Source organism: Mesorhizobium sp. M0001 (assembly GCF_040324255.1).
Lineage (GTDB): Bacteria > Pseudomonadota > Alphaproteobacteria > Rhizobiales > Rhizobiaceae > Mesorhizobium.
This window is the reverse complement of record NZ_JAMYVS010000002.1, coordinates 263435-286374: the sequence shown is the minus strand read 5'-3', so window position 1 is coordinate 286374 and position 22940 is coordinate 263435. Positions and strand designations below refer to the sequence as shown.

The 22940-nt window shown below is 63.2% G+C and carries 24 protein-coding genes; 19 read left to right on the top strand and 5 right to left on the bottom strand.

The window, feature by feature from the left end; genetic code table 11:
- Positions 1–31: 31 nt before the first annotated feature.
- The 6 genes from NKK50_RS06355 (at position 32) to NKK50_RS06330 (ending at position 6089) form a co-directional block, all read left to right on the top strand.
- On the top strand, positions 32–1030 hold the full coding sequence (locus NKK50_RS06355) for an aldo/keto reductase (RefSeq protein WP_023686616.1): 999 nt from the start codon (positions 32–34) through the stop codon (positions 1028–1030).
- Positions 1031–1103: 73 nt separating this feature from the next.
- On the top strand, positions 1104–1319 hold the full coding sequence (locus NKK50_RS06350; RefSeq protein WP_352543192.1) for a hypothetical protein: 216 nt from the start codon (positions 1104–1106) through the stop codon (positions 1317–1319).
- Positions 1320–1331: 12 nt separating this feature from the next.
- A complete protein-coding gene (locus NKK50_RS06345; protein ID WP_023686618.1) occupies positions 1332–2324 on the top strand; it encodes an ABC transporter substrate-binding protein in 993 nt (330 codons plus the stop codon).
- A gap of 147 nt (positions 2325–2471) precedes the next feature.
- Positions 2472–3995 carry a sugar ABC transporter ATP-binding protein gene (locus NKK50_RS06340; protein WP_023828310.1) on the top strand — a complete coding sequence of 508 codons (1524 nt, stop codon included), beginning with the start codon at positions 2472–2474 and terminating at the stop codon, positions 3993–3995.
- A gap of 35 nt (positions 3996–4030) precedes the next feature.
- The gene (locus tag NKK50_RS06335) at positions 4031–4996 is read left to right on the top strand and encodes an ABC transporter permease (protein ID WP_023669818.1); all 966 of its coding nucleotides are present in this window, start codon (positions 4031–4033) and stop codon (positions 4994–4996) included.
- Between the two features lie 73 nt (positions 4997–5069).
- Entirely contained in the window at positions 5070–6089 is a 1020-nt protein-coding gene (locus NKK50_RS06330) for a zinc-binding alcohol dehydrogenase family protein (RefSeq protein ID WP_352543191.1), read from the top strand.
- A gap of 98 nt (positions 6090–6187) precedes the next feature.
- Here the strand turns inward: NKK50_RS06330 and phnF are convergent, their stop codons facing one another.
- Positions 6188–6937: a phosphonate metabolism transcriptional regulator PhnF gene (gene phnF, locus NKK50_RS06325; protein ID WP_352463288.1), complete on the bottom strand. Its 750-nt coding sequence runs from the start codon at positions 6935–6937 to the stop codon at positions 6188–6190.
- 118 nt (positions 6938–7055) lie between these two features.
- Here phnF and phnG point away from each other — a divergent pair, with 118 nt between their 5' ends.
- Genes phnG through NKK50_RS06310 form a run of 3 tightly spaced genes read left to right on the top strand, consistent with a single transcriptional unit; the run spans position 7056 to position 9241 of the window.
- On the top strand, positions 7056–7517 hold the full coding sequence (gene phnG, locus NKK50_RS06320) for a phosphonate C-P lyase system protein PhnG (RefSeq protein WP_023700148.1): 462 nt from the start codon (positions 7056–7058) through the stop codon (positions 7515–7517).
- Complete coding sequence (gene phnH, locus NKK50_RS06315; RefSeq protein WP_352543190.1) at positions 7517–8128, top strand: phosphonate C-P lyase system protein PhnH; 612 nt, start codon at positions 7517–7519, stop codon at positions 8126–8128. The genes phnG and phnH overlap by 1 nt, the downstream gene beginning before the upstream one ends.
- Complete coding sequence (locus NKK50_RS06310; protein ID WP_023669823.1) at positions 8129–9241, top strand: carbon-phosphorus lyase complex subunit; 1113 nt, start codon at positions 8129–8131, stop codon at positions 9239–9241.
- Positions 9242–9243: 2 nt separating this feature from the next.
- Here the strand turns inward: NKK50_RS06310 and NKK50_RS06305 are convergent, their stop codons facing one another.
- Positions 9244–9462, bottom strand: a complete 219-nt coding sequence (locus tag NKK50_RS06305) for a hypothetical protein (RefSeq protein ID WP_023699000.1) — start codon at positions 9460–9462, stop codon at positions 9244–9246.
- 65 nt (positions 9463–9527) lie between these two features.
- On the opposite strand from NKK50_RS06305, the gene NKK50_RS06300 reads away from it, so the two are divergent.
- The 8 genes from NKK50_RS06300 to phnE (NKK50_RS06265) all read left to right on the top strand — a co-directional run bounded on the left by NKK50_RS06300 (position 9528) and on the right by phnE (NKK50_RS06265) (position 17155).
- Positions 9528–10427 (top strand): alpha-D-ribose 1-methylphosphonate 5-phosphate C-P-lyase PhnJ, encoded by a 900-nt coding sequence (locus tag NKK50_RS06300; protein ID WP_023726432.1) that lies wholly within the window; start codon positions 9528–9530, stop codon positions 10425–10427.
- A complete protein-coding gene (gene phnK, locus NKK50_RS06295; protein ID WP_023669826.1) occupies positions 10424–11200 on the top strand; it encodes a phosphonate C-P lyase system protein PhnK in 777 nt (258 codons plus the stop codon). Before NKK50_RS06300 ends, phnK begins: the two co-directional genes overlap by 4 nt.
- Positions 11201–11408: 208 nt before the next feature.
- Positions 11409–12116 carry a phosphonate C-P lyase system protein PhnL gene (phnL, locus tag NKK50_RS06290; protein WP_352543189.1) on the top strand — a complete coding sequence of 236 codons (708 nt, stop codon included), beginning with the start codon at positions 11409–11411 and terminating at the stop codon, positions 12114–12116.
- The gene (locus NKK50_RS06285) at positions 12113–12730 is read left to right on the top strand and encodes a DapH/DapD/GlmU-related protein (RefSeq protein WP_352543188.1); all 618 of its coding nucleotides are present in this window, start codon (positions 12113–12115) and stop codon (positions 12728–12730) included. Before phnL ends, NKK50_RS06285 begins: the two co-directional genes overlap by 4 nt.
- A gap of 129 nt (positions 12731–12859) precedes the next feature.
- Positions 12860–13717: a phosphonate ABC transporter ATP-binding protein gene (gene phnC, locus NKK50_RS06280; protein ID WP_023669829.1), complete on the top strand. Its 858-nt coding sequence runs from the start codon at positions 12860–12862 to the stop codon at positions 13715–13717.
- Positions 13718–13865: 148 nt separating this feature from the next.
- Complete coding sequence (phnD, locus tag NKK50_RS06275; protein WP_023698997.1) at positions 13866–14774, top strand: phosphonate ABC transporter substrate-binding protein; 909 nt, start codon at positions 13866–13868, stop codon at positions 14772–14774.
- A 56-nt stretch (positions 14775–14830) separates the two neighbouring features.
- Positions 14831–15787, top strand: coding sequence for a phosphonate ABC transporter, permease protein PhnE (gene phnE / locus NKK50_RS06270; protein WP_352543187.1), 957 nt, complete (start codon positions 14831–14833; stop codon positions 15785–15787).
- The gene (phnE, locus tag NKK50_RS06265) at positions 15788–17155 is read left to right on the top strand and encodes a phosphonate ABC transporter, permease protein PhnE (protein WP_352543186.1); all 1368 of its coding nucleotides are present in this window, start codon (positions 15788–15790) and stop codon (positions 17153–17155) included.
- An 80-nt stretch (positions 17156–17235) separates the two neighbouring features.
- Here phnE (NKK50_RS06265) and NKK50_RS06260 read toward each other — a convergent pair whose 3' ends face one another.
- From NKK50_RS06260 to NKK50_RS06250, 3 genes are all read right to left on the bottom strand, one after another.
- Positions 17236–18087 carry a sugar phosphate isomerase/epimerase family protein gene (locus NKK50_RS06260; RefSeq protein WP_023692014.1) on the bottom strand — a complete coding sequence of 284 codons (852 nt, stop codon included), beginning with the start codon at positions 18085–18087 and terminating at the stop codon, positions 17236–17238.
- Between the two features lie 125 nt (positions 18088–18212).
- The gene (locus NKK50_RS06255; RefSeq protein WP_023740804.1) at positions 18213–19400 is read right to left on the bottom strand and encodes a Gfo/Idh/MocA family protein; all 1188 of its coding nucleotides are present in this window, start codon (positions 19398–19400) and stop codon (positions 18213–18215) included.
- Between the two features lie 18 nt (positions 19401–19418).
- Entirely contained in the window at positions 19419–20474 is a 1056-nt protein-coding gene (locus NKK50_RS06250) for a sugar phosphate isomerase/epimerase family protein (RefSeq protein ID WP_352543185.1), read from the bottom strand.
- A 399-nt stretch (positions 20475–20873) separates the two neighbouring features.
- Here NKK50_RS06250 and NKK50_RS06245 point away from each other — a divergent pair, with 399 nt between their 5' ends.
- On the top strand, positions 20874–21761 hold the full coding sequence (locus NKK50_RS06245) for a sugar phosphate isomerase/epimerase family protein (protein ID WP_023692016.1): 888 nt from the start codon (positions 20874–20876) through the stop codon (positions 21759–21761).
- 9 nt (positions 21762–21770) lie between these two features.
- Positions 21771–22940, top strand: coding sequence for a mandelate racemase/muconate lactonizing enzyme family protein (locus NKK50_RS06240; RefSeq protein WP_023683009.1), 1170 nt, complete (start codon positions 21771–21773; stop codon positions 22938–22940).

Here is a 22940-nt window from a genome sequence, read left to right as displayed (position 1 = left end):
TGCAAAGACGGCTCACAAGGGGAGGCTGTGGATGGACAAACGCCGCATCGGCACGACTGCGCTCGAGGTAACCGAGATAAGCTTCGGCGGGGCGGCGATCGGCGGGCTCTACCGGGCGTGTCCGCGCGAAGCGGCGATGGAGACGCTGCAGACAGCCTGGGATGCCGGCCTGCGCTATTTCGACACCGCGCCCTTCTATGGCTTCGGCCTGTCGGAACGGCGGACCGGCGATTTCCTGCGCTACAAGCCGCGGGATTCCTATGTGCTGTCGACCAAGGTCGGACGGTTGTTCCGCCCGGTGCCGGAAGACCAGGTTCCCGATCATTCCTATGTCGACCCGCTGCCCTTCGCGCTCGACTACGACTACTCCTATGACGGCATCATGCGCTCGGTCGAGTTCTCCTATGCCCGGCTCGGGCTGAACCGGATAGACATCCTGTTTGTGCACGACATCGGCACCTACACACATGGCGTCGAGAAGACGAAGCTGCACTTTCGCCAGCTGATCGACGGCGGCTTGAAGGCGCTGGAAGAGCTTAAAACGTCCGGCGTGATTTCCGCCTATGGGCTCGGCGTCAACGAGGTGCAGATCTGCCTCGACGTGCTGTGCGAAGCGCCGCTCGACTGCATCCTGCTGGCCAGCCGCTATTCGCTGCTCGACCGCTCGGCTGAAGCCGAGTTGCTGCCGCTGTGTCGTGAGCGACAGACTTCGCTCATCATCGGCGGCGTTTTCAACTCCGGCATCCTGGCGACCGGGCCGGTGCACGGCGCGCATTTCGATTATCTGCCGGCGACGCAGGACATACTCGAGCGTGTTGGGGCGATGGAGAAAATCGCTGATGAGGGCGGATATCCGCTGGCGGCGGCTGCATTGCAGTTTCCGCTGCAGGAGCCTGTCGTGGCCAGCGTGCTGACCGGAACGGCCAAGCCCGCCAACCTGACGCGCAACCTCGACCTGTTCAACGTCCAGGTGCCGCAAGCGGAATTCGCCCGCTACACTCCCTACACCATCGTTCAGGAGCTCGGCTGACGAAACGCCACGATCACGGCTCTCAAGAAGGAATGAATATTCCATATTGACTCGACGGTGGAATTAATATTCCATGATGATCAAGGAGGATCGGGAGCGTCTGGACGTGGCACTGAGGATCGGCAGGGAGGTTTCCCCGCCGAGCCATGCGCAGGCCGATATGAAACACCGCTTGCGTCGGCCGGACCGATGCACTATCAAAAAGCGGCAACTGTTTTTTATTGATAAAGTTCCTTTTGGGCCGCGCCTATCCAAATGGAGCTTCCGCAACCTTCACCGGGCGATCTAGGGAGGATTCCTAATGAAATTCGTGACCAGCATTCTCAACCGCCGCTCACTGATGGCACTTGCTGCCGCCTCGATGCTTGCCGGCACGCTGCAGACGGCGCCGGCTTCGGCGGCGGACGTGACCATTCCGATCATCGTCAAGGACACCACGTCCTTCTACTGGCAGATCGTCCTGGCCGGCGCCCGCAAGGCCGGCAAGGATCTCGGCGTCAACGTACCCGAACTCGGCGCCCAGGCTGAAACCGACGTCAACGGCCAGGTTTCGATCCTCGAGAATGCCGTCGCCGGCAACCCGGCCGCGATCGTCATCGCGCCGACCGAATTCAAGGCGCTCGGCAAGCCCATCGATGAAGCGGCCAGCAAGGTCAAGGTCATCGGCATCGACTCCGGCGCCGACTCCAAGGCGTTCACCTCGTTCCTGACCACCGACAATGTGCAGGGCGGTCGCGTCGCCGCTGACGGTCTTGCAGCAGCCATCGGCGAAGCCAATGGCGGCAAGATCGAGGGCGACGTCGCGCTGATCACCAACGCGCCGGGCGCCGGTTCGCTGGAGCAGCGCAAGCAGGGCTTCACCGAGCAGCTGGCCGCGAAATATCCGGGGCTGAAGCTCGTCGCCGACAAATATGCCGACGGCCAGGCAACGACCGGTCTCAACATCGCCACCGACCTGATCACCGCCAACCCGAACCTCAAGGGCATCTTCGCGTCCAACCTGATCATGGCGCAGGGCGTCGGTCAGGCAGTCGCCGAGAACAACCTTGGCGGCAAGCTGGCGCTGGTCGGCTTCGACAGCGACGAGAAGCTGATCAAGTTCCTCAATGACGGCGTCATTTCCGCGCTCGTCGTCCAGGATCCGTACCGGATGGGCTATGACGGCATCAAGACCGCGCTCGCCGCCTCGAAGGGCGAGAAGGTCGAGGCCAATGTCGACACAGGCGCCAACCTGGTGACCAAGGCAAACATGAAAGACCCCAAGATCGACGCCCTGCTCAACCCGAAGCTCTGAGCCCGTCGACCAAAAATCCTTTCCGGGGCCTCGCGCCCCGGAAACACCGGATACAAGCTTGAATATCCACCGGCTTGAATCACCTCGACGATGCGGCTTGACTGCATCGCGACGTGCCAATCGTAAGGCCAATCTGGGAGGATTGTCATGACGCCCATGGCGCAGGAACTGCACCCGGCCCCAACGCTAGCGCCCGGCAGGACGATCCTCGAACTGCACGGGCTGGAAAAGCGCTATCCCGGCACGCATGCGCTGAAGCCCGTTCACCTTGCCTTCAAGGCAGGTGAGATCCACGCCATCGTCGGCGAGAACGGCGCCGGCAAATCCACCTTGATCAAGCTTCTGACCGGCGTCATGCCGCGCACCTCCGGCGATGTCATCTGGGAGGGCAAGCCGGCAGCGCTGGCAACCCCGCACGAGGCAATGGCGCTGGGCATCAACGCCGTGCATCAGGAGGTCGTGCTCTGTCGCCATCTCACCGTCGCCGCCAACATGTTCCTCGGCGAGGAGAATTCGCGCTTCGGCATCCTGCAGCAGCGCGCCATGGTCAAGGAAGCGCAGAAGATCATCGACGGTCTCGGCTTCGACCTGCCGGCGCATGTCATGCTGGGTGACCTCACCATCGGCCAGCAGCAGCTGATCGCCGCCGCCCGCGCCACCGTGCGCGGCACCAAATTCCTGATCTTCGACGAGCCGACCGCCTATCTCACCCGCAAGGAAGCCGACCAGCTGTTCACGCTGATCCGCAGGCTCAAGGGCGAAGGCGTCACCATCATCTACATCAGCCATCGCATGGAAGAGGTGTTCGAACTCGCCGATCGCGTCTCGGTGCTGCGCGACGGCACGCTGGTCGGCACCCGCAACATTGCCGAGACCAATGACGCCGAGCTGGTCAAGATGATGATCAACCGCTCGATCGAGCAAGTCTACCATAAGGAGCATTTCACCCCCGGTGCCGTGATCGTTGAAGCGAAAAACCTGTCGGGCAAGGGTTTCGAAGACGTCTCGATGACGGTGCGCGCCGGCGAGATCGTCGGGCTCTATGGCCTGATCGGCGCCGGGCGGAGCGAGTTCGTCACCACGCTCTATGGCCGCCACAAGAAGTCGGCCGGACAGGTCCTTTGGCAAGGCAAGCCGGTCCACATCAATTCCGAGCACGACGCGATCAAGCTCGGCATGGCGCTGGCGCCGGAAAGCCGCCGCGACCAGGGCCTGTGCCTGAACCTGCCGGTCGGCCTCAACCTCAACCTGCCGATCTACAAGCGCATCTCCAGCAACATGCTGATCTCCGGTGCGAAGGAAAAGGCCGAGGCCGATCGCCAGATCGCCGGCCTCCGCATCAAAACGCCGACGCGCGGCGCCCTGGCCTCCAGCCTGTCCGGCGGCAACCAGCAGAAGATCGTCATCGGCAAATGGCTGGCGCATGGCGCCAAGCTGTTCATCTTCGACGAGCCGACCGTCGGCGTCGATGTCGGCACCAAGGCCGAGATCTACCGCCTGTTCGGGGAACTGTTGTCCAAGGGCGCCGGCATCATCCTGATCTCGTCCTATCTGCCCGAGGTTTACGAGCTCGCCGATACGCTGCACGTGTTCCGGCGCGGCAAACTGGTCGCCAGCCACGGTTTTCGCGCCGCCAGCCATGAAGACGTGCTGACGCAGGCGATCGGCTGAAAACGCCGTCCAGACAAGAAGAAACGGGAGGAACCATGAGCATCGAAACCGCCGCGATCGAAAAACCGAAACGGAACTACAACGTCCTGTTCGGGCTGACGCTTCTGGCGTTGCTGGTTCTGCTCTGGATCGTGCTGTCGGTGGCGACGCCGAGCTTCGCGTCCTCCAACAACATCGCCAATCTTTTGCGGCAGGGCTCGATGATCGCCATCATGGCGGTCGGCCAGACCTTCGTCATCATCACCGGCGGCATCGACCTCTCGGTCGGCGCCGTGGTCGGCTTCGCCACCGTCATTGTCGCCATGATGATCAATGCCGGCTTTCCGATCTGGGTCGCCATTCTGGTGACGCTGCTGGTCGGCGTTGCCATCGGCCTGTTCCATGGCTTCGGCATCGTCAAGATGGGCCTGCCGCCCTTCATCATCACGCTGGCGACGCTGACCTCGTTGCGCGGCATCGGCCTGTTGATGACCAACGGCAATTCGATCAACATCAACAGCGACAGCTTCACCGCGTTCTCGCGCAGTTCCTTTGTCGGCATCCCCAATCTGTTCTGGATGGTGATCCTGGTCGGTATCCCGGCCTACATCTTCCTGCACCACAGCCGCTGGGGCCGCTATCTCTTCTCTGTGGGATCCAATGCCGAGGCCTCGCGCCTCTCGGGCGTCAATGTCCAGCGCACCATCTACATGGCCTACACGCTGTCGGGCCTATGCGCGGCCTTCGTCGGCGTGCTGCTGGCGGCGCGCATCGGCATCGGCAACCCGACCCAGGCGGAAGGTTGGGAGTTGCAGGCGATCGCCTCATCGGTGATCGGCGGCACCTCGCTGTTCGGCGCCGTCGGCTCGGTGCATGGCCCACTGCTCGGCGCCTTCATCCTGGCCACCATCAACAACGGCGCCAATCTGCTCAACGTCAACTCGTTCTGGCAGCGCATCATCACCGGCGCGCTGATCATAATCATCGTCTATTTCGACGGGCTGCGCCGTCGCGGCAAGTAATTCTCCCTGACCTTCTGCGCCGGCCTGCTTAACAACGGACCGGCGCCTTTTTGAGAAACACTGGAATTGCCGAATGAAAGCTGTTGTCTGCCGCTCGCCCGGCGAGCTTGTCCTGGAAGACCGGCCGGCGCCAGGAGCGCCGCCTGCCGGCTGGGCGCTGGTCGCCGTCAGCCATGTCGGCATCTGCGGCACCGACTACCACATCTTCGAAGGCAAGCACCCGTTCCTTGCCTATCCCCGCATCATGGGCCATGAAGTGTCGGGCACCGTCGTCGAGACCGGCGAAGATGTCGACCTTGCCGTGGGCGAGCCCGTCATCATCAATCCCTATCTCGCTTGCGGAAAATGCATCGCCTGCCGGCACGGCAAGCCGAATTGCTGCGTCAGGATCGAAGTGCTTGGCGTCCATCGCGACGGCGCCATGGCCGAGCAGATCCTGGTGCCGGCGCAGAATCTTTATCCGGCAAACGGCTTGTCGCTGGCCGATGCGGCGGCGGTGGAATTCCTCGCCATCGGCGCGCATGCCGTGCGGCGCGCTCGCGCCGAACCAGGCGCCCGCACGCTGGTCATCGGCGCCGGGCCGATCGGCCTTGGCGCAGCGCTGTTTGCGCGCATCGCCGGGCTCGATGTCAGCCTGCTCGACATGAGCACGGAGCGGCTGGATTTTGCAAAAGGCGAACTCGGCTTCGCCACGCTCGACGCCTCACAAAAAGCGGCAGCCGAACTGGTGCGCGAGGCAACCGGCGGCGAAGGGTTCGACATCGTCTTCGACGCCACCGGCAACACCGCCTCGGTGCAGTCGGCCTTCGCACATGTCGCGCATGGTGGCACGCTCGTGCTGGTCAGTGTCGTCAAGGACGACATCGTCTTTTCCGACCCGGAATTCCACAAGCGGGAAATGACATTGATCGGCAGCCGCAACGCGCTGAAAGTCGATTTCGACCACGTCGCCGCCTCGATCCGCAACGGCGCCGTGCCGCTGGCAAAACTCGTCACCCACCGCACCACGCTAACCGGCACACCGCGTGATCTCGCGCGCTGGGCGCATGAGAAATCGGGGCTGATCAAGGCTGTGATCGAGGTTGGGGCATAACATCGCAGGTGGTCCCGGCCCGAATGATGACGACCCGCGCAGGTTGACTCCCACTCCGTCCTCAAAACGCCAGGCCGGTGAAAAATAGGCGCGCCCCGCTACAGCGCCGACAGTTTCAGCTCCACCCGCTCCGCCGGAAACCGTGTTTCGGCGAACTGGATCGGCTGGCCGTCCGGTGTGACGTTGACGGCGACCGCGACCAGCACGATGGCGCCGGGCTGCAAATCGAGATCGGCAAGGTCGGCGGCGTCGGCGTGACGCGCCGACAGAACCGTCGATTGCCGGAGATAATCGTCGATGCCGAAACGCCGGAGCGAGGCGGTTATCGAACCGGTCTCCGCCATCACGGCATCGATGCCGGCGAAGCGCTTTGCTTCGTACCAGCTGGCGGCGCGGGACACCGGCCGTCCATCGGCTTCGCCGCGCGTCTCCAGCCGGATCACCTCGGTGCCCCTGGCAAGGCCGAGGCCGTCGGCGACGCGCTGGCTGGCCGATTCAACTACGGACGTGAGCAGCACGATATGCCGTTCCGAAGTCTGTCCCTGCAGGCCCGTCGAAAAACGCGTGCGCGCGCCGATCGGATAGGACAGCCGCTTGCGCGACAACACGAAAGTGCCGCGTCCCTGCTCGGCCCGCAGCACACCGTCCTGTACCAGGGCCGATATGGCGCTGCGCACCGTGTGGCGGTTGACGCCGTAGCGTTCGGCCAGCGCCATCTCCGGCGGCAGCGCGGCATTCTCGGCGAAATCGCCGGACGCAATCGAATGCAGGATCTGGTCGGCGATCTGCCGCCAGAGCGAGACGCCACTGCGGCGTTCAATGCTGCTCGCGCTCTTTTGAGCCACCATTTCCCCCCCGCTCCACCCCCTGTCATCCACCCGTCATGGACACGGGTTAGATAATAGGTATAATTTGTATAGTTGTCTATATCACTAGACAAATTTTATTTGGTCAGGGAGTAACCCAATGCGAGGACAGGAAGCGCGGGAACAGGCCGAGCGCAAAGACGTCATGGCAACGCTGGCGCAGGCTAACGGCGACGACATCGCCCGGCTCTGGAACGAGGCCGGCCTGACCTCCGAGGCCGAGCTTCTGCGTGGCCCGGAAACCGGTCTGGTCACCGTGCGTGGTCGCATCGGCGGCGGCGGCGCACCCTTCAATGTCGGTGAAGCGACGGTCACCCGCGCCACAGTTCGGCTCCCTTCCGGACAGGTCGGCCACAGCTACATGCTTGGCCGCGACAGGAAGAAGGCCAGGCTGGCCGCAATCGCCGACGCGCTCTGGCAGGACCCGGCGCAGCGGAGGACGGTCGAAACCGCGCTGGTGGCGCCGCTGCGTGCCGCCCAAGGCGAAGCGCGCGAAAAGCGCCGCGCCGAGACGGCGGCAACGAAAGTGGATTTCTTCACCATGGTGCGCGGAGAAGACTGATGGACATCGCAGCTCAATCGATCGACGGCGGTTTCGCCGATCCGGTGTTCAACGCCCAGACCGTCTTCCGCGCAATCATGGACGCCATGGCGCGGCCGGGCAGCGTGCAGCCTCTGCCGGCCTTCGCCCGGCCGCCGGCGCCGCTGTCGGCAACCGCCGGCGCCATCGCGCTTTCGCTATGCGACAACGACACCCCGCTCTGGCTCGACCCTGCCTTGCAGGCGTCCGCGGCAGTCAAATCCTGGCTCGGTTTCCACACCGGCGCGCCACTTGCCAACACGCCGGCCGATGCGCATTTCGCCTTGATCGCCAACCCGGCCGAGATGGCTGCTCTCGACGGCTTTTCGCAAGGCACGCAGGACTATCCCGACCGCTCGACGACACTGATCCTGCAGGTCAGCAATCTCGTCTCGGGCGCGCCGCTGTTGCTCGAAGGTCCTGGCATCGAAGTCTCTGCCGCGATCGCGCCGGCACAGATGCCGCGTCATTTCGTCGAACAGTGGAAGCAGAACAGCCAGCGCTTTCCGCGCGGCGTCGACATCCTCCTGGCGGCGCCCAACGGTATCGCCTGCCTGCCGCGCACGACGCGCATCAATACGATGGAGGCATAAATGTATGTCGCGGTAAAAGGCGGCGAAGTCGCAATCGCCAATGCCCACAGCCTGCTTGCGGACCGCCGTCGCGGCGACCGTTCGGTGCCGGCGCTGCGCCTCGACCAGATCGTGGAACAGCTGGCGCTCGGCGTCGACCGGGTGATGAGCGAAGGATCGCTCTACGACCGGGAACTGGCGGCGCTCGCCATAGTCCAGGCGCGCGGCGACATGATCGAGGCGATCTTCCTGGTGCGCGCCTACCGCACCACACTGCCGCGCTTCGGCTACACCAACGCCATCGACACCGGCGCCATGCTGGTCGAGCGGCGCGTGTCGGCGACCTACAAGGATTTGCCCGGCGGCCAGCTGCTTGGGCCTACCTTCGACTACACCCACCGCCTGCTCGACCCGGAACTCGCCGCCGGCGCCGATGTCGCCGAACCGCTCCAGCGCGAGACGGAAACGCAGGCCATGCCGCGCGTTTCGACGATCCTCGCCCGCGAAGGGCTGATTGAGCCGGATGGCGACATGCCGCAGGACCATGTCCCCGGCGACATCACCCGCGAGCCGCTTGAGTTTCCGATGGCGCGCGACATCCGCCTGCAGGCGCTGTCACGCGGCGATGAAGGGTTTCTGCTGGCGCTCGGCTATTCCACCCAGCGCGGCTATGCCCGCAACCACCCCTTTGTCGGCGAGGTGCGTATCGGCGAGGTCGAGCTGGAACTCGACGTGCCGGAACTGCCCTTCGCCGTGCTGCTCGGCAAGGTCCGCGTCACCGAATGCCAGATGGTCAACCAGTTCAAGGGCTCGGCCAAGGCGCCGCCGCAATTCACCCGCGGCTACGGACTGGTCTTCGGCCAAAGCGAGCGCAAGGCGATGGCCATGGCGCTGTGCGACCGCGCGCTGCGCGCAACGGAACTCGGCGAAGATGTCGTCGCCGCCGCGCAGGACGAGGAGTTCGTCATCTCGCACTCCGACAATGTTCAGGCGACCGGCTTCGTGGAGCATTTGAAGCTGCCGCACTATGTCGACTTCCAGGCCGAGCTCGATTTGGTGCGCCGCATGCGCGCCGAATACGAAGCTCGAGAGAACCCTGCAAAGGTGGAAGAGAAGCGGGAGGCTGCCGAATGAGCCTAATCGCCCCCGCCATTGCCGCCACCCCCGTTGCCGCCATCCCCGTTGCCGCCGTCATGGGAATGGCTGCTATGCCCGCCGACGTAGCTGCCGTTTCCGCCTGTGACATGCGCGCCATCTCTGGAAGCAGGCAGAAACAAGCGCCGAGGTACAAAACCGACCACGCAGACAAACGCCAGAAGCAGAATTGCAATCTGGATCCAACCGGTCTGAGTCATTCGACTTCGCCTTTATTTCCGTTTTCTGGGCGTCAATGCAATAGCAGGGAGTGGATTTGATCGCCATGACCGACATCGCCACCTACAACTTCGCCTATCTCGACGAGCAGACCAAAAGGATGATCCGCCGGGCGATCCTCAAGGGCATCGCCATCCCTGGCTATCAGGTTCCCTTCGCTTCGCGCGAAATGCCGATGCCCTATGGCTGGGGCACTGGCGGCGTGCAGGTCACCGCCTCGATTATCGGGCCGGACGATGTGCTGAAAGTCATCGACCAGGGCGCCGACGACACCACCAATGCCGTCTCGATCCGCGCCTTCTTCAAGAAGGTAGCCAACGTCGCGGTGACGACCGATACCGCCAGCGCCACCATCATCCAGACCCGCCACCGCGTCCCGGAACACCCGCTGAGCGCCGGCCAAGTTCTAGTCTACCAAGTGCCGATACCCGAGCCGTTGCGCTTCCTCGAGCCGCGCGAAACCGAAACGCGCAAAATGCATGCGCTCGAGGAATACGGCCTGATGCATGTGAAGCTCTACGAGGACATTGCCAAACACGGCCGCATCGCCACCACCTATGCCTATCCGGTCAAGGTCGAGGGCCGCTATGTCATGGACCCCTCGCCGACGCCGAAATTCGACAACCCCAAAATGCACCGTTCGCCGGCCCTGCAGCTGTTCGGAGCCGGGCGCGAAAAGCGCATCTATGCCGTGCCGCCCTTCACCGATGTCGTCAGCCTCGACTTCGAGGATCATCCCTTCGAGGTCCAGACCTTCGACCTGCCCTGTGCGCTGTGCGCGGCGGAAAATGTCTATCTCGACGAGGTCATCCTCGACGACCATGGCGACCACATGTTCGTCTGCTCCGACACCGACCATTGCGAGAAGCGGCGCGCCGAAGGACATCGCGGCCACCTTGCGGCTGAAAGCCATGTTACCGCAGGAAAGATGAGGCCAGCAGAATGACCGGCGACCCACTGCTGCGCGTCTCCGAACTGTCCAAATTCTACGGCTCGCGCGTCGGCTGCGAGAATGTCACCTTCGACCTGTGGCCGGGTGAGGTTCTGGCCGTCGTCGGCGAATCCGGCTCCGGCAAGACGACGCTGCTCAACTGCCTGTCGACGCGGCTGCTACCATCTTCTGGCACCGCCAGCTACCGCATGCGCGACGGCCAGTTCCGCGAACTCTACCGTATGAGCGAGGCCGAGTGCCGCTTCCTGATGCGCACCGACTGGGGCTTTGTTCATCAGAACCCCGCCGACGGCTTGCGCATGACGGTGTCTGCCGGCGCCAATGTCGGCGAGCGGCTAATGGCGGTCGGTGACCGCCATTACGGCAAGATCCGCGCCACTGCCGTCGACTGGCTGTCGCGCGTCGAGATCGACGAGGACCGCATCGACGACGAGCCGCGCGCCTTTTCCGGCGGCATGCGCCAGCGCCTGCAAATCGCCCGCAACCTCGTCACCGGACCGAGGCTGGTGTTCATGGACGAGCCGACCGGCGGCCTCGACGTCTCGGTGCAGGCGCGCCTGCTCGATTTGCTGCGCGGGTTGGTCACCGATCTCGGCCTGGCGGCCATCGTCGTCACCCACGATCTCGCCGTCGCCCGGCTTCTGTCGCAGCGTATGATGGTGATGAAAGACGGCCGTGTCGTCGAAAGCGGCCTGACGGATCGCGTGCTCGACGATCCCCGCGCGCCTTACACGCAATTGCTTGTTTCCTCGATTCTACAGGTGTGAAGATGGCGCCAAGGCACCCCCCTCTGGCCTGCCGGCCATCTCCCCCTCAAGGGGGGAGATCAGCAGCTTTTATGTCCCGCCCCTTCTACGATGCAGAAGAATGGCGAAGTCGAACGCGACAGCCAATCTCCCCCCTTGAGGGGGAGATGCCTGGCAAGGCAGAGGGGGGTGTTGGCCCGCGGACGAACAACGATTGGAGAACCTTCTGATGCCGACGCCCCTCGTTGTTTCCGGCGTCGCCAAAAGCTTCACCATGCATCTGCGCGACGGCATCAGATTGCCGGTTGTCGCCGGCGTCTCATTCTCGATCCGGGCCGGTGAATGCGCCGTGCTCGGCGGACCTTCCGGCGCCGGCAAAAGCTCGATGCTGAAAATGCTCTATGGCAATTATGCCGTCGATGAAGGCCAGATCATCGTTCAGCATGAGGGCGGCCTGATCGATCTCGCCATCGCCAGCCCGCGCACGGTGCTTTCCGTGCGCCGCCAGACGATCGGCTATGTCAGCCAGTTCCTGCGCACCGTGCCGCGCGTCTCCGCGCTCGACGTGGTCGCCGAGCCGCTGGTCGAACGCGGCGAGGACCGCGAGAGCGCGCGGAAAAAAGCACGCACCTTGCTGGGGCAGCTCAATTTGCCGGAAAAGCTCTGGGCGCTGCCGCCGGCGACTTTCTCGGGCGGTGAGCAGCAGCGCGTCAATATCGCGCGCGGCTTCATCACCGAGCATCCGGTCTTGCTGCTCGACGAGCCGACAGCTTCGCTCGATTCGAAAAACCGCGACGTTGTGGTTGCGTTGATCGCCGCCAAGAAGGCAGGCGGTGTCGCCTTGCTCGGCATCTTCCATGACCCGGATGTGCGTGACGCCGTCGCCGATCGCATCATCGACGTGACCTCTTTCGCCGCCGGAAAAATCGCTGCATGAGCAGGAAACTATCGGAAGCGCCGTTGGTCCACGCCACGGCGCAGGTCGAGAACTCGACATTGGGGCGCTGGACAGAGATCGCCGACCGCAGCCGCGTGTCCGAAAGCATCCTCGGCGACTATTCCTACATCATGCAGGACTGCGTCGTCTGGTGCGCGACCATCGGCAAGTTCTCCAACATAGCCGCCGCCGTGCGCATCAACGCCACAAACCACCCGACCTGGCGGCCGACGCTGCATCACTTCACCTATCGCGCCTCCGACTATTGGGACGACGCCGAGCACGAAACAGAATTCTTCGCCCAGCGCCGCGCCAAACGCGTCTCCATCGGCCACGACACCTGGCTCGGCCACGGCTCGACCATCCTGCCCGGCGTCACCGTCGGCGATGGTGCTGCCGTAGGCGCCGGCGCTGTGGTGTCGAAGGATGTCGCGCCCTACACCATCGTTGGCGGGGTGCCAGCCAAGCCGATCCGCGAGCGTTTCGATCGCCGCACGGCCGAACGCTACCAGGCGCTCGCCTGGTGGGACTGGGACCACGCCAGGCTGCGCGCCGCGCTCTACGATTTTCGCGTACTCGAGGCAGACGCGTTCCTCGAGAAATACGGCGCCTGATCGGGTGCGATCACCCCACTTGCCGCACGGCTGTGGAGCGTAACAAAACTGACATCGTGATGACATGGCAGGTTCATGTCGCTGCGCTAGGCGAGAACCAGACGATCAATTCAGGTCTGGAACTCTTCGATGTTATCGACCCCTGCCACGCTCGAAATCCGCGGCGTCTCGCGCCGATTTGGCAAGAACACCGCCGTCAGCGCCATCGACCTGTCGATCCCGCAGGGCCAGATGGTCGGCATCATCGGTCGTTCCGGCGCCGGCAAATCCACCCTCCTTCGCATGATCAACCGTCTCATCGACCCCAGCCAGGGATCGATTTTTTTTGACGGTGCCGAGGTCTCGCGGCTGCGTGGCTCGCCGCTGCGACGCTGGCAGCGCGACTGCGCCATGATCTTCCAGCAGTTCAACCTGGTGCCGCGCCTCGATGTGCTGACCAATGTGCTGCTCGGCCGTCTCAATCATCGCTCGACCTTTTCCAACCTGCTCGGCATGTTTACCCGCGCCGAATGCGCTGAGGCGATTGCAGCACTCGAGCGCCTCGACATCGCCCGCACCGCACTGCAGCCAGCCGGCACGCTGTCTGGCGGCCAGCAGCAGCGCGTCGCCATTGCCCGCGCCATGATGCAGCAGCCCAAGGTGCTGCTCGCCGATGAGCCGATCGCTTCGCTCGACCCGCTCAACGCCAAGGTGGTGATGGACTCGCTGCAGGACATCAACCTGCGCGAAGGCATCACCGTCGTCACCAATCTGCACACGCTGGACACCGCCCGCACCTATTGCAACCGCATCATCGGCATGGCTGCCGGCAAGATCGTCTTCGACGGTCCGCCGGAAGCGCTCAACCGCGAGGCCGTGCGCCTGGTCTATGGCGCCGACGGCAACGGCGTCGATATCTCCGAGGCCATCACCTCGACCAGCATCGCCTACAAGCAAAAGATCGCCGCATCCGCCAGCCCGCTCGAGCCCGCATTCCCCGGGTACTGATCCATGATCCCGAAAAGTGGATACCGGTTTTCGGAAAAGATCATGGACCAAAACTGAGCCGCACTGGATCGACCGCCCGCGTCAAGGGCACTTGCAAAAATCAAGAACGCTGCCGGCGCGGGGCCGGAACTTACAGGAGAGACATCAAATGTTCAGGAAGATGGTATTCGGCGCCGTTTCGGCTCTCGCCATGGCAACCAGCGCCGCGCATGCGGCCGACCTCAAGGAATTCCGCGTCGGCATCCTCGGCGGAGAGAACGAAACCGACCGCCTGCGCAACTATCAGTGCCTGGCCGATCACCTGAAGACCGAATTCGGCTTCGAAAAGGTCTCGCTGTTCCCCGCCGCCGACTATGACGGCGTCATCCAGGGCCTGCTCGGCGGCACGCTCGACTTCGCCGAACTCGGCGCTTCCGGCTACGCCAGCGTCTACATCAAGGACCCGAAGGCGGTCACCCCGGTCCTCACCACCCAGCAGACCGACGGCGCCACCGGCTATTATTCCATCGGCCTGGCGCTGAAGTCTTCGGGCATTACCGACATCAAGTCGGCCAAGGGCAAGAAGCTCGGCTACGCCGATCCGGACTCGACCTCGGGCTACCTGATCCCGCTGACCCAGATCCCGAAGGACACCGGCGCCTCGAACGACGCCTACTTCGCCTCGACCCAGTTCAATGGCGGCCATGAAAACAACATCCTCGCCGTTCGCGACGGCAAGGTCGACGTTGCGGTTGACGATTCCTCCGGCATCGGCGACTTCAAGAACGGCTACACCTCCGGCACCTTCCACAAAGTCACCGCCAAGGGCGCCGTCGACCCCAACGACTTCGTCGAAGTCTGGCGCTCGGGCCTGATCCCGAACGGCCCGCTGGTCGTGCGCACCGCGCTCGGCGACGACATGACCGCCAAGCTTGCCGCCTTCTTCACCGACCTGCCGAAGAAGGACAAGGCCTGTTTCGAAGGCGTCGAAGGCGGCGACTTCACCGGTTACGTCCCGGTCAAGCCTGACTTCTACAACGTCATCGTCGAAGCCCGTAAGGCAGCCATCGGCGGCTGACGGCAAAATCAGAAAGGGCGACGTGAAAAACGCCGCCTTTTTTGCATGTCCCGATCATGACCATCTCAGCAACAGCCCGCTCCAACGCGACCCTGCAGGTAGCCAACGCCTGGCAGCGCCAGATATCGTTGCGGCGGCTTTATACCATCCTCGGCATCGGCCTGCTGCTGGCGGCGACGCTGTCGAGCATGTGGTTCGCCGACGAGGCCAATGCCGGTCACTTCTGGGACCGGCTGCCGCATATATTCGACTTCCTCAGCTGGCTGATCCCGAAGGACTGGAACGACGTCTGGCGGGCGCTGTTCGACATCGCCTCGCCGCATGACACCGGCACCCAGGAGTTCAACTTCCCGCTCGGCCGCGTCTATGTCTGGGGCGGCTTCTACATCCCCGAATATTTCGAGCTGATGCTGACCACACTCAACGTGGCGCTGGTCTCGACTTTCATCGGTTTCATCTTCGCCGTGCCGTTTTCCTTCATCGCCGCGCGCAACCTGACGCCGCATCCGGCGCTGCGGCTCGTCGTCAAGCGCTTCATGGAATTGCTGCGCGCCTTTCCCGAAATCGTCATTGCCGGCCTGTTCGCCGCCATTGTCTCGACCGGGCCGATCGCAGCCATCATCGCCATCGGCCTGCATTCGATCGGCGCGCTGGGCAAGCTGTTCTATGAAATCAACGAGAACATCGACATGCGCGCCGAAGAGGGCCTGAGAGCGGTCGGCGGCAACTGGTTCGAGCGCGTGCGCTTCGCCGACCTGCCGCAGGTGCTGCCCAATTTCATGTCCTACTCATTGCTGCGCGTCGAGATCAACGTGCGGGCCTCGACCATTATCGGCGCCGTCGGCGGCGGCGGTATCGGCGAGGAACTGAAGCTCTCGATATCGCGCGGTTTCGGCGCCAAGACGGTGGCGTTGGTGCTGCTGTTGTTCACGACGATCTTCATCGTCGACCAGTTCTCCGCCTGGCTGCGCCGCAAGCTGGTCGGCGAGCAAGCTTTTCTGATGAGCGCTTAAATGACCGCTTTGACCACTGATCAGGTCCAGTCGATCGAGGAACGCTATCCGCAAATCTTTCGGCGGCCGGCCTACAAGCGATTCGCGCCGCTGTTCCTGTTCGGCGGCATCCTGCTCTACCTCGTTTACGCCTTGTGGTTTTTCAACCTGCCGCAGGTGATGCGCGACTCGCATTGGGAGCGCCTGCCGCTCTTCCTGACGCAATGGATCAGCTACGATCTGCAGCCTGAATTCCGCCTCGACCAGCCTGAAATCACGCCGAAATACCCGCGGTTTTCAGCACTCGGCGAGAACCCAGATCCCGACTGGGTTGTCAAGAACGCGGATGGCACCTTCACCGTCCTGATCGATGGCGCGGCCAGGTCCGTCATCTTCGACAAGACCAAAGCGACGATCGTCGCCAATGGCGAGATGGTGCCGGTGGCGCTGACCAGCGGTAAGCCGGTAATTACAGGTCCGGTGCCTGGCTGGATCACCGCGCATGACGACGAGATCGTCGCCAGGATGGGCTTTGTCGGCGAAGTGCGCGTCACCGTCGATCGAGTCAAGGTCCGCAAGCGCTTCCTCGGCTGGGCAAATTTCGTCTTCGACACGCGCTCGCCCTTCTTCGGCAAATCGGCCAGTGAAGTGATCTCGCTGATCTGGTCCGGACCGGAACTTAAGCCTGGCACCTCGAACCTCGCGCTCGCCGGCGACAACATCTGGAACAATGCGCAGTGGCAGCATGGCGACGTCTGGACGAAACTGCTGCAGACCATCGTCATGGCCTTTCTCGGCACGTTGCTCGGCGGCCTCGTCGCCTTCCCGCTCGCCTTCTTCGCCGCCCGCAACATCACGCCGAGCGGATTGTTCGGCCAGGTGCTCAAGCGCTTCTTCGATTTCATGCGATCGGTCGACATGCTGATCTGGGCGCTGTTCTTCACCCGCGCCTTCGGCCCGGGACCGCTCGCCGGCAGCGCCGCGATCTTCTTCACCGAAATAGGCACGCTCGGCAAAATCTATTCGGAAAGCCTGGAAAACATCGACGACAAACCGCGCGAGGGCATCAAGTCGACCGGCGCCAACGGCCTGCTGGTGCAGCGCTATGGGGTCATGCCGGAAGTGATCCCGGTCTTCATCAGCCAGACGCTCTACCAGTGGGAATCCAACACAAGAGGCGCCACCATCATCGGCGCCGTCGGCGCTGGCGGCATCGGCCTGAAACTCTGGGAAGCCATGCGCACCAATTCCAACTGGGCCAACGTCTTCTACATGGTGCTGCTGATCCTGCTCGTCGTGTTTGTGTTCGACAACATCTCGAATTTCCTGAGGCGCCGGCTCAGCCGGACCATCCATGATTACAACAGGATGCAGGCCGAGGAGGGGTGACGTGCGAGGGACAGCACCCCCCTCTGTCCTGCCGGACAGAGGGGGGTGTGAAGGAACGCAGCACTCCTTGGGCGGCGCGGCTAAGCCGCCCGCTTCCACCCATCCCTGATATGCCTGTATCCCTCGCGATAAACTGCCTCCGGCGTCTCGGAAAAATCCCGCCACACCTTGGTCGCCGCCGCCAGATCCTTCAGCGATCTGCCAAACGCCTCGATCGTCAGCCAGTCGTCATAGCCGCTCTTGCGGATGGCCGCGAAAGTCTCTTTCCACGGAATGTTCCCGCGCCCCGGCACGCCGCGATCGTTCTCCGAAATGTGGATGTGCACGACATTCCGCCGGTGCTTCATGTAGGCGCCGATCGGGTCGGCTTCCTCGATATTGGCGTGGAAGGTGTCGTACATCGCCTTGATGTGCGGCCGGTCGATGGCATCGACGTGCTCGGACAGATCGGCCATCGTGTTCAGCAGATAGCACTCGAAACGGTTGAGCGCCTCCAACCCGATGGTAACGTTCCGCTTGCCGGCATGATCGCCAATGGCGCGCTGCGAGGCGATCGAGCGCTTCTTCTCGGCAGCGGTCGGCCCGCTGCCGGAGAAGGCGCCGAGCGTCGAATGCAGCGGCCCGCTCAGCGTACTCGCGCCGAGCGCCTGGGCGCAATCGATCGCCCATTTCATGTAGCCGATGCCGGCCTTGCGGGTCGCGGCATCCGGCGAAATCAGATTCATCGCCGGGTCGCCCATCGCCGTAACAGCCGTGCGCTCCAACCCGATGCGGTCGAGCAGATCGCCAAGCTTCTTGTAGTCCTCTGGCGTGCCTGAGAAGATCGGTATCTCGACGCCGTCGAAGCCGGTCGCCTTGATGTCGCGCAGCAACGGCTCGTGTTTCTTAGACACGGAAGTCGTCCACAAAAACATGCACATGCCGATTTTCATCGACAGCCCCTCCCCGTTTGACGGCGCGCGCTGGTTTCTTTCGCACCTCGCACCATGCGCCCTCATTCGGCCGCTTCGCGGCCACCTTCTCCCCGAAGGGAGAAGAGACTTGGCGCCGGCGCTCCCTAAAGTTTCGTCCACGCCCCGTTCTTCTTCGATGACTTAACGCAGGCCTCGATGAACGCCATACCTTCGACGCCGTCCTGGATGGTCGGGAACACCACGTCCTTGCCCGGCTTGCCGCCCTTCTTGCGTGCCGCGCGGATCGCCCGCGCCGCTTCCTGGTAGATGTTGGCGAAGCCTTCGAGATAGCCTTCCGGATGGCCAGACGGAACGCGGCTGACGCGTCCCGCAACTGGCAGCGCGCCGGCGCCGTTGCGGGTGAGCAGCTGCTTGGGCTGGCCGAAGGGCGTGTACCAGAGATAGTTCGGATCGGCCTGCACCCATTCCAGCCCGCCTTTCGAGCCATAGATGCGCAGCTTCAGCCCGTTCTCGTGGCCGGGCGCCACCTGGCTTGCCCAGATCATGCCCTTGGCCGGATGCACCTTGCCTACCGGCTTGAAGCGCAGCATGACATTGACATTGTCGTCGAGCAGCCGCCCCGGCACGAAAGCGTCGAGATCGGCCGACAGGGAATCGAGTTCCAGACCCGAGACGAACCGCGCCAGATTGTAGGCATGGGTGCCGATGTCGCCGAGCGCGCCGCCCGCGCCCGCCTGCTTGGGGTCGGAGCGCCACGCCGCCTGCTTCTGGCCGGTGGCGGCAAGATCTTCGGTCAGCCAGTCCTGCGGGTACTCGGACTGCACGATGCGGATGTCGCCAAGCTGGCCCTTGGCCACCATCTCGCGCGCCTGCCGGATCATCGGATAGGCAGTGTAATTGTGCGTCAGCACGAACACCTTGCCGGTCTTTTCAACCACGGCCGCGAGCTTCTTGGCCTCGGCCAAAGTCGTCGCCAGCGGCTTGTCGCAGATGACGTGGATGCCGGCCTCGAGAAACGCTTTGGCCGCCGGCACGTGCACATTGTTGGGGGTGACGATCGCCACCGCTTCGATGCCGTCCGGGCGCGTGGCCTCGGCCTTGGCCATCTCGGCATAGGAGGCGTAGCTGCGCGCCGGGTCGAGACCGAGTTCGGCGGCGGAAGCCTTGGCGCGCTCGGGATTGGCCGAGAGGGCGCCGGCCACCAGCACGAAGTCATTGTCCATGCGCGCCGCGATCCGGTGCACCGCGCCGATGAAGGCGCCTTGGCCGCCGCCAACCATGCCATAGCGGATCGGGCCGCCTCCCGCTTCCGACTTCGATGCGCCGACCATGTCTTTCTCCTGCTTGTCTCAAATACCCATCATGGCGCGCAGCATCTTCTTGTCGGTGGTGCCGCCGGCGAAATCATCAAAGGCCTTTTCCGTCACCCGGATAATGTGGTGCTGGATGAAGGGCGCGCCTTCGGCCGCGCCGTCCTCCGGATGCTTGAGGCAACACTCCCACTCCAGCACCGCCCAGGAATCGTAGCCATACTGGGTAAGCTTGGAGAAGATGCCGCCGAAATCGACCTGCCCGTCGCCAAGCGAGCGGAATCGCCCCGCGCGATTGGTCCAGCTCTGATAGCCGGAATAGACGCCTTGCCGCCCCGTCGGATTGAACTCGGCATCCTTGGCATGGAAGGCCTTGATCCGCTCGTGATAGATGTCGATGAATTCGAGATAGTCGAGCTGCTGCAAAAGGAAATGCGATGGGTCGTAGTTGATGTTGCAGCGCTTGTGGCCGCCAACCGCATCGAGGAACATTTCGAAGGTGGCGCCGTCGAAGATGTCCTCGCCGGGATGGATCTCATAGCCGACGTCGACGCCGTTCTCGTCATAGACGTCGAGGATCGGCTTCCAGCGCTTGCCGAGTTCGGCAAAGGCCTCCTCGATCAGCCCGGCCGGCCGCTGTGGCCAGGGATAGAGATACGGGAAGGCCAGAGCGCCGGAAAACGTCACCGAGGTTTTCAGGCCAAGATTCTTCGAGGCCTTGGCGCCGAACTCCATCTGTTCGACCGCCCATTTCTGCCTGGCCTTGGGGTTGTTGTGCACCGCAGGCGGTGCAAAGCCGTCGAACTGGGCATCATAGGCCGGGTGCACCGCCACCAGCTGCCCTTGAAGATGCGTCGACAGTTCGGTGATCTCGACGCCGGCATCCGCGCAGATGCCTTTCACCTCGTCGCAATAGATCTTGGAAGATGCCGCCTTCTTGAGGTCGAACAGGCGTGCATCCCAGGTCGGGATCTGCACGCCCTTGTAACCGAGACCGGCCGCCCATTTGGTGATCGAGGCCAGCGAATTGAACGGCGCGGTATCCCCCGCGAACTGCGCCAGAAACAGCCCCGGACCCTTCATTGTCGACGGCATCGGCATCCTCCCAATTCATTTTTCCAAGGACCAAGCATAGCGCCTGATGAAAGCAGGGCCAGCCTCTTTGGTCTCTTGCGATGTGCATTCTCGTATCGGCATTCTGGTATTACCAAATACCGAAAATGGGTCAAGCCATTTGACTCACGCGCAAAGCTGCCAGGGCATTCCATTTTTGGCGATATATACCAGCATAATCAATACGGTACACAGATGCCGATATCGCATGGCGGCGGTTCTTGCCGCGCGACAAAAATTGCTGTAGACCTCCATTAGGGCCCAATTGGTCGAACCAGTTGCGCAAAAACGCTGGAGCGCCTTGGGGAGGAAACACGCAACGCGCCTTGTGGGGCGCATCGCAGGCGAACTGGCACAGACGAATTCTGGGAAGGATAGACCATGCATCTTTCGACGCACAACTGGATGCGCGCGGAACCGTTGGAGGTGACGCTGAAGCGCATCAAGAAATTCGGCTACGAGTCGATCGAGATTTCCGGCGAGCCCGAGCAATACAAGACCAAGGAGACCCGCGCGCTGCTGAAAGAATACGGCATCCGCTGCTGGGGGTCAGTGACGCTGATGCTGGGCGAACGCAACCTTGCCGCCAGGGACCAGGGCCAGCGCGAACGCTCGGTGCAGTACGTCAAGGACGTGCTGACCATGGTCAGCGAACTTGATGGCGAGATCATAACGCTGGTGCCCGCGACCGTCGGCAAAGTGGTACCGGACGGCACCGAGGAAGAGGAATGGAAGTGGGTGGTCGACGCCACCCGCGAATGCTTCACCCATGCCAAGAAGGTCGGCGTCAAGATCGCGGTCGAGCCGCTCAACCGCTTCGAGACCTATCTGTTCAACCGCGGCGCGCAGGCGTTGGCCCTGGCCGATGCGGTCAGCCCCGAATGCGGCGTCTGCCTCGACGCCTATCACATCCATATGGAAGAATTTAACGTCCATGACGCGATCCGTCAGGTCGGCAAACGGCTGTTCGACTTCCACGTCGCCGACAACAACCGCTTTGCCGCCGGCCTTGGCCAGATCGATTGGCCACGGATCGTGCAGACGCTGAAGGAAGTCGGCTATGACGGCGCGCTGACGAACGAATTCGTCGCGCCCGTCGACCGCACACCCGCCGCGCCCTATCCCGACATGGTCGAGCGCAATCCGGTCGACATTTCTCCCGAACAGCTGAAGTTCATCCAGGATCACGGCTCCAGCGTGCTGACGGAGAAATTCTACACCGACCAGATGCGCATCACGGCCGAAACGCTGCTGCCGCTGATCAAGTAGCCGATCGGGATGCGCATCAAAACGGTCCAGGCGTGGTGGGTCCGCGTGCCGATTGAGGCCGCGAAGCAGCATCGCAGCGACTTTGGCCAGGTGACGACGTTCGACGCCGCCATCCTGCGCATTGAGACTGACGACGGGCTGATCGGCTGGGGCGAGGGCAAGAACGCCGCCGGCAGCGCCGGCAGCTATGGTGCGCTGGTCTACATGCTGAATCACGAGGTCGGGCCGCAGCTGATCGGCCGCGACCCCGCCGACATCGGCATGATCTGGGAGATGCTCTACAACGGCGTGCGCCATGACAGTGCCGCGCGCGCTGGCCATGCCATGCCGCAGCTGGCGCGGCGCGGCATGAGCATTGCGGCAATCAGCGCCGTCGATATCGCGCTCTGGGATATTCTGGGCAAGTCGTTGGGACAGCCGGTGTGGCGGCTCATCGGCGGCCGCAAGCTCGACCGCATGCCGGCCTACGCCTCCGGCGGCTGGGCTGCCGCCGACGCTATCGGCGAGCAGCTCAAATCCTACATCGCCAAAGGCGGCTTCAAGGCGCTGAAGATGCGCGTCGGCGCCATGGACGGCGCCCCGCACATTTCCGCCGCCCGCGTCCGCGCCGCACGGCAGGCGCTCGGTCCTGACGTCGAGTTGATGGTCGACGCGCACGGCACCTATACGGTGGCCGAGGCCAAGCGCTTCATCAGCCTGGCCAGCGATCTCGACCTCGCCTGGTTCGAGGAGCCTGTTATCGCCGACGACAAGGCTGGTATGGCCGAGGTGCGCGCCTCGGGTTCGATCCCGATCGCCACCGGCGAAAGCGAAGCGACGCGCTACGCCTTCCGCGATCTCGCGGTGCTGAAATCCGCCGATATCTTCCAGCCGGATCCGGCCTTTTGCGGCGGTATCAGCGAGGCGATGAAGATCGGCACCATCGCCAGTGCCTTCAATCTGCGCTTTGCCCCGCATCTGTGGGCCGGCGCCCCATGCTTCTTCGCCGGCCTGCATGTTTGTGCGGCCTCGCCTGCCAGTTTTACCGTCGAATATTCGCTCGGCGCCAACCCGATGATCCACGATCTTATCGAAGAGACTGTCGAAGCAAGGGACGGTATGATAGCGATCCCTGAAAAGCCGGGTCTGGGATTCACCATTTCGGAGCGGTTCCTGGAGGCGCACGCGCAACGCGGTTGA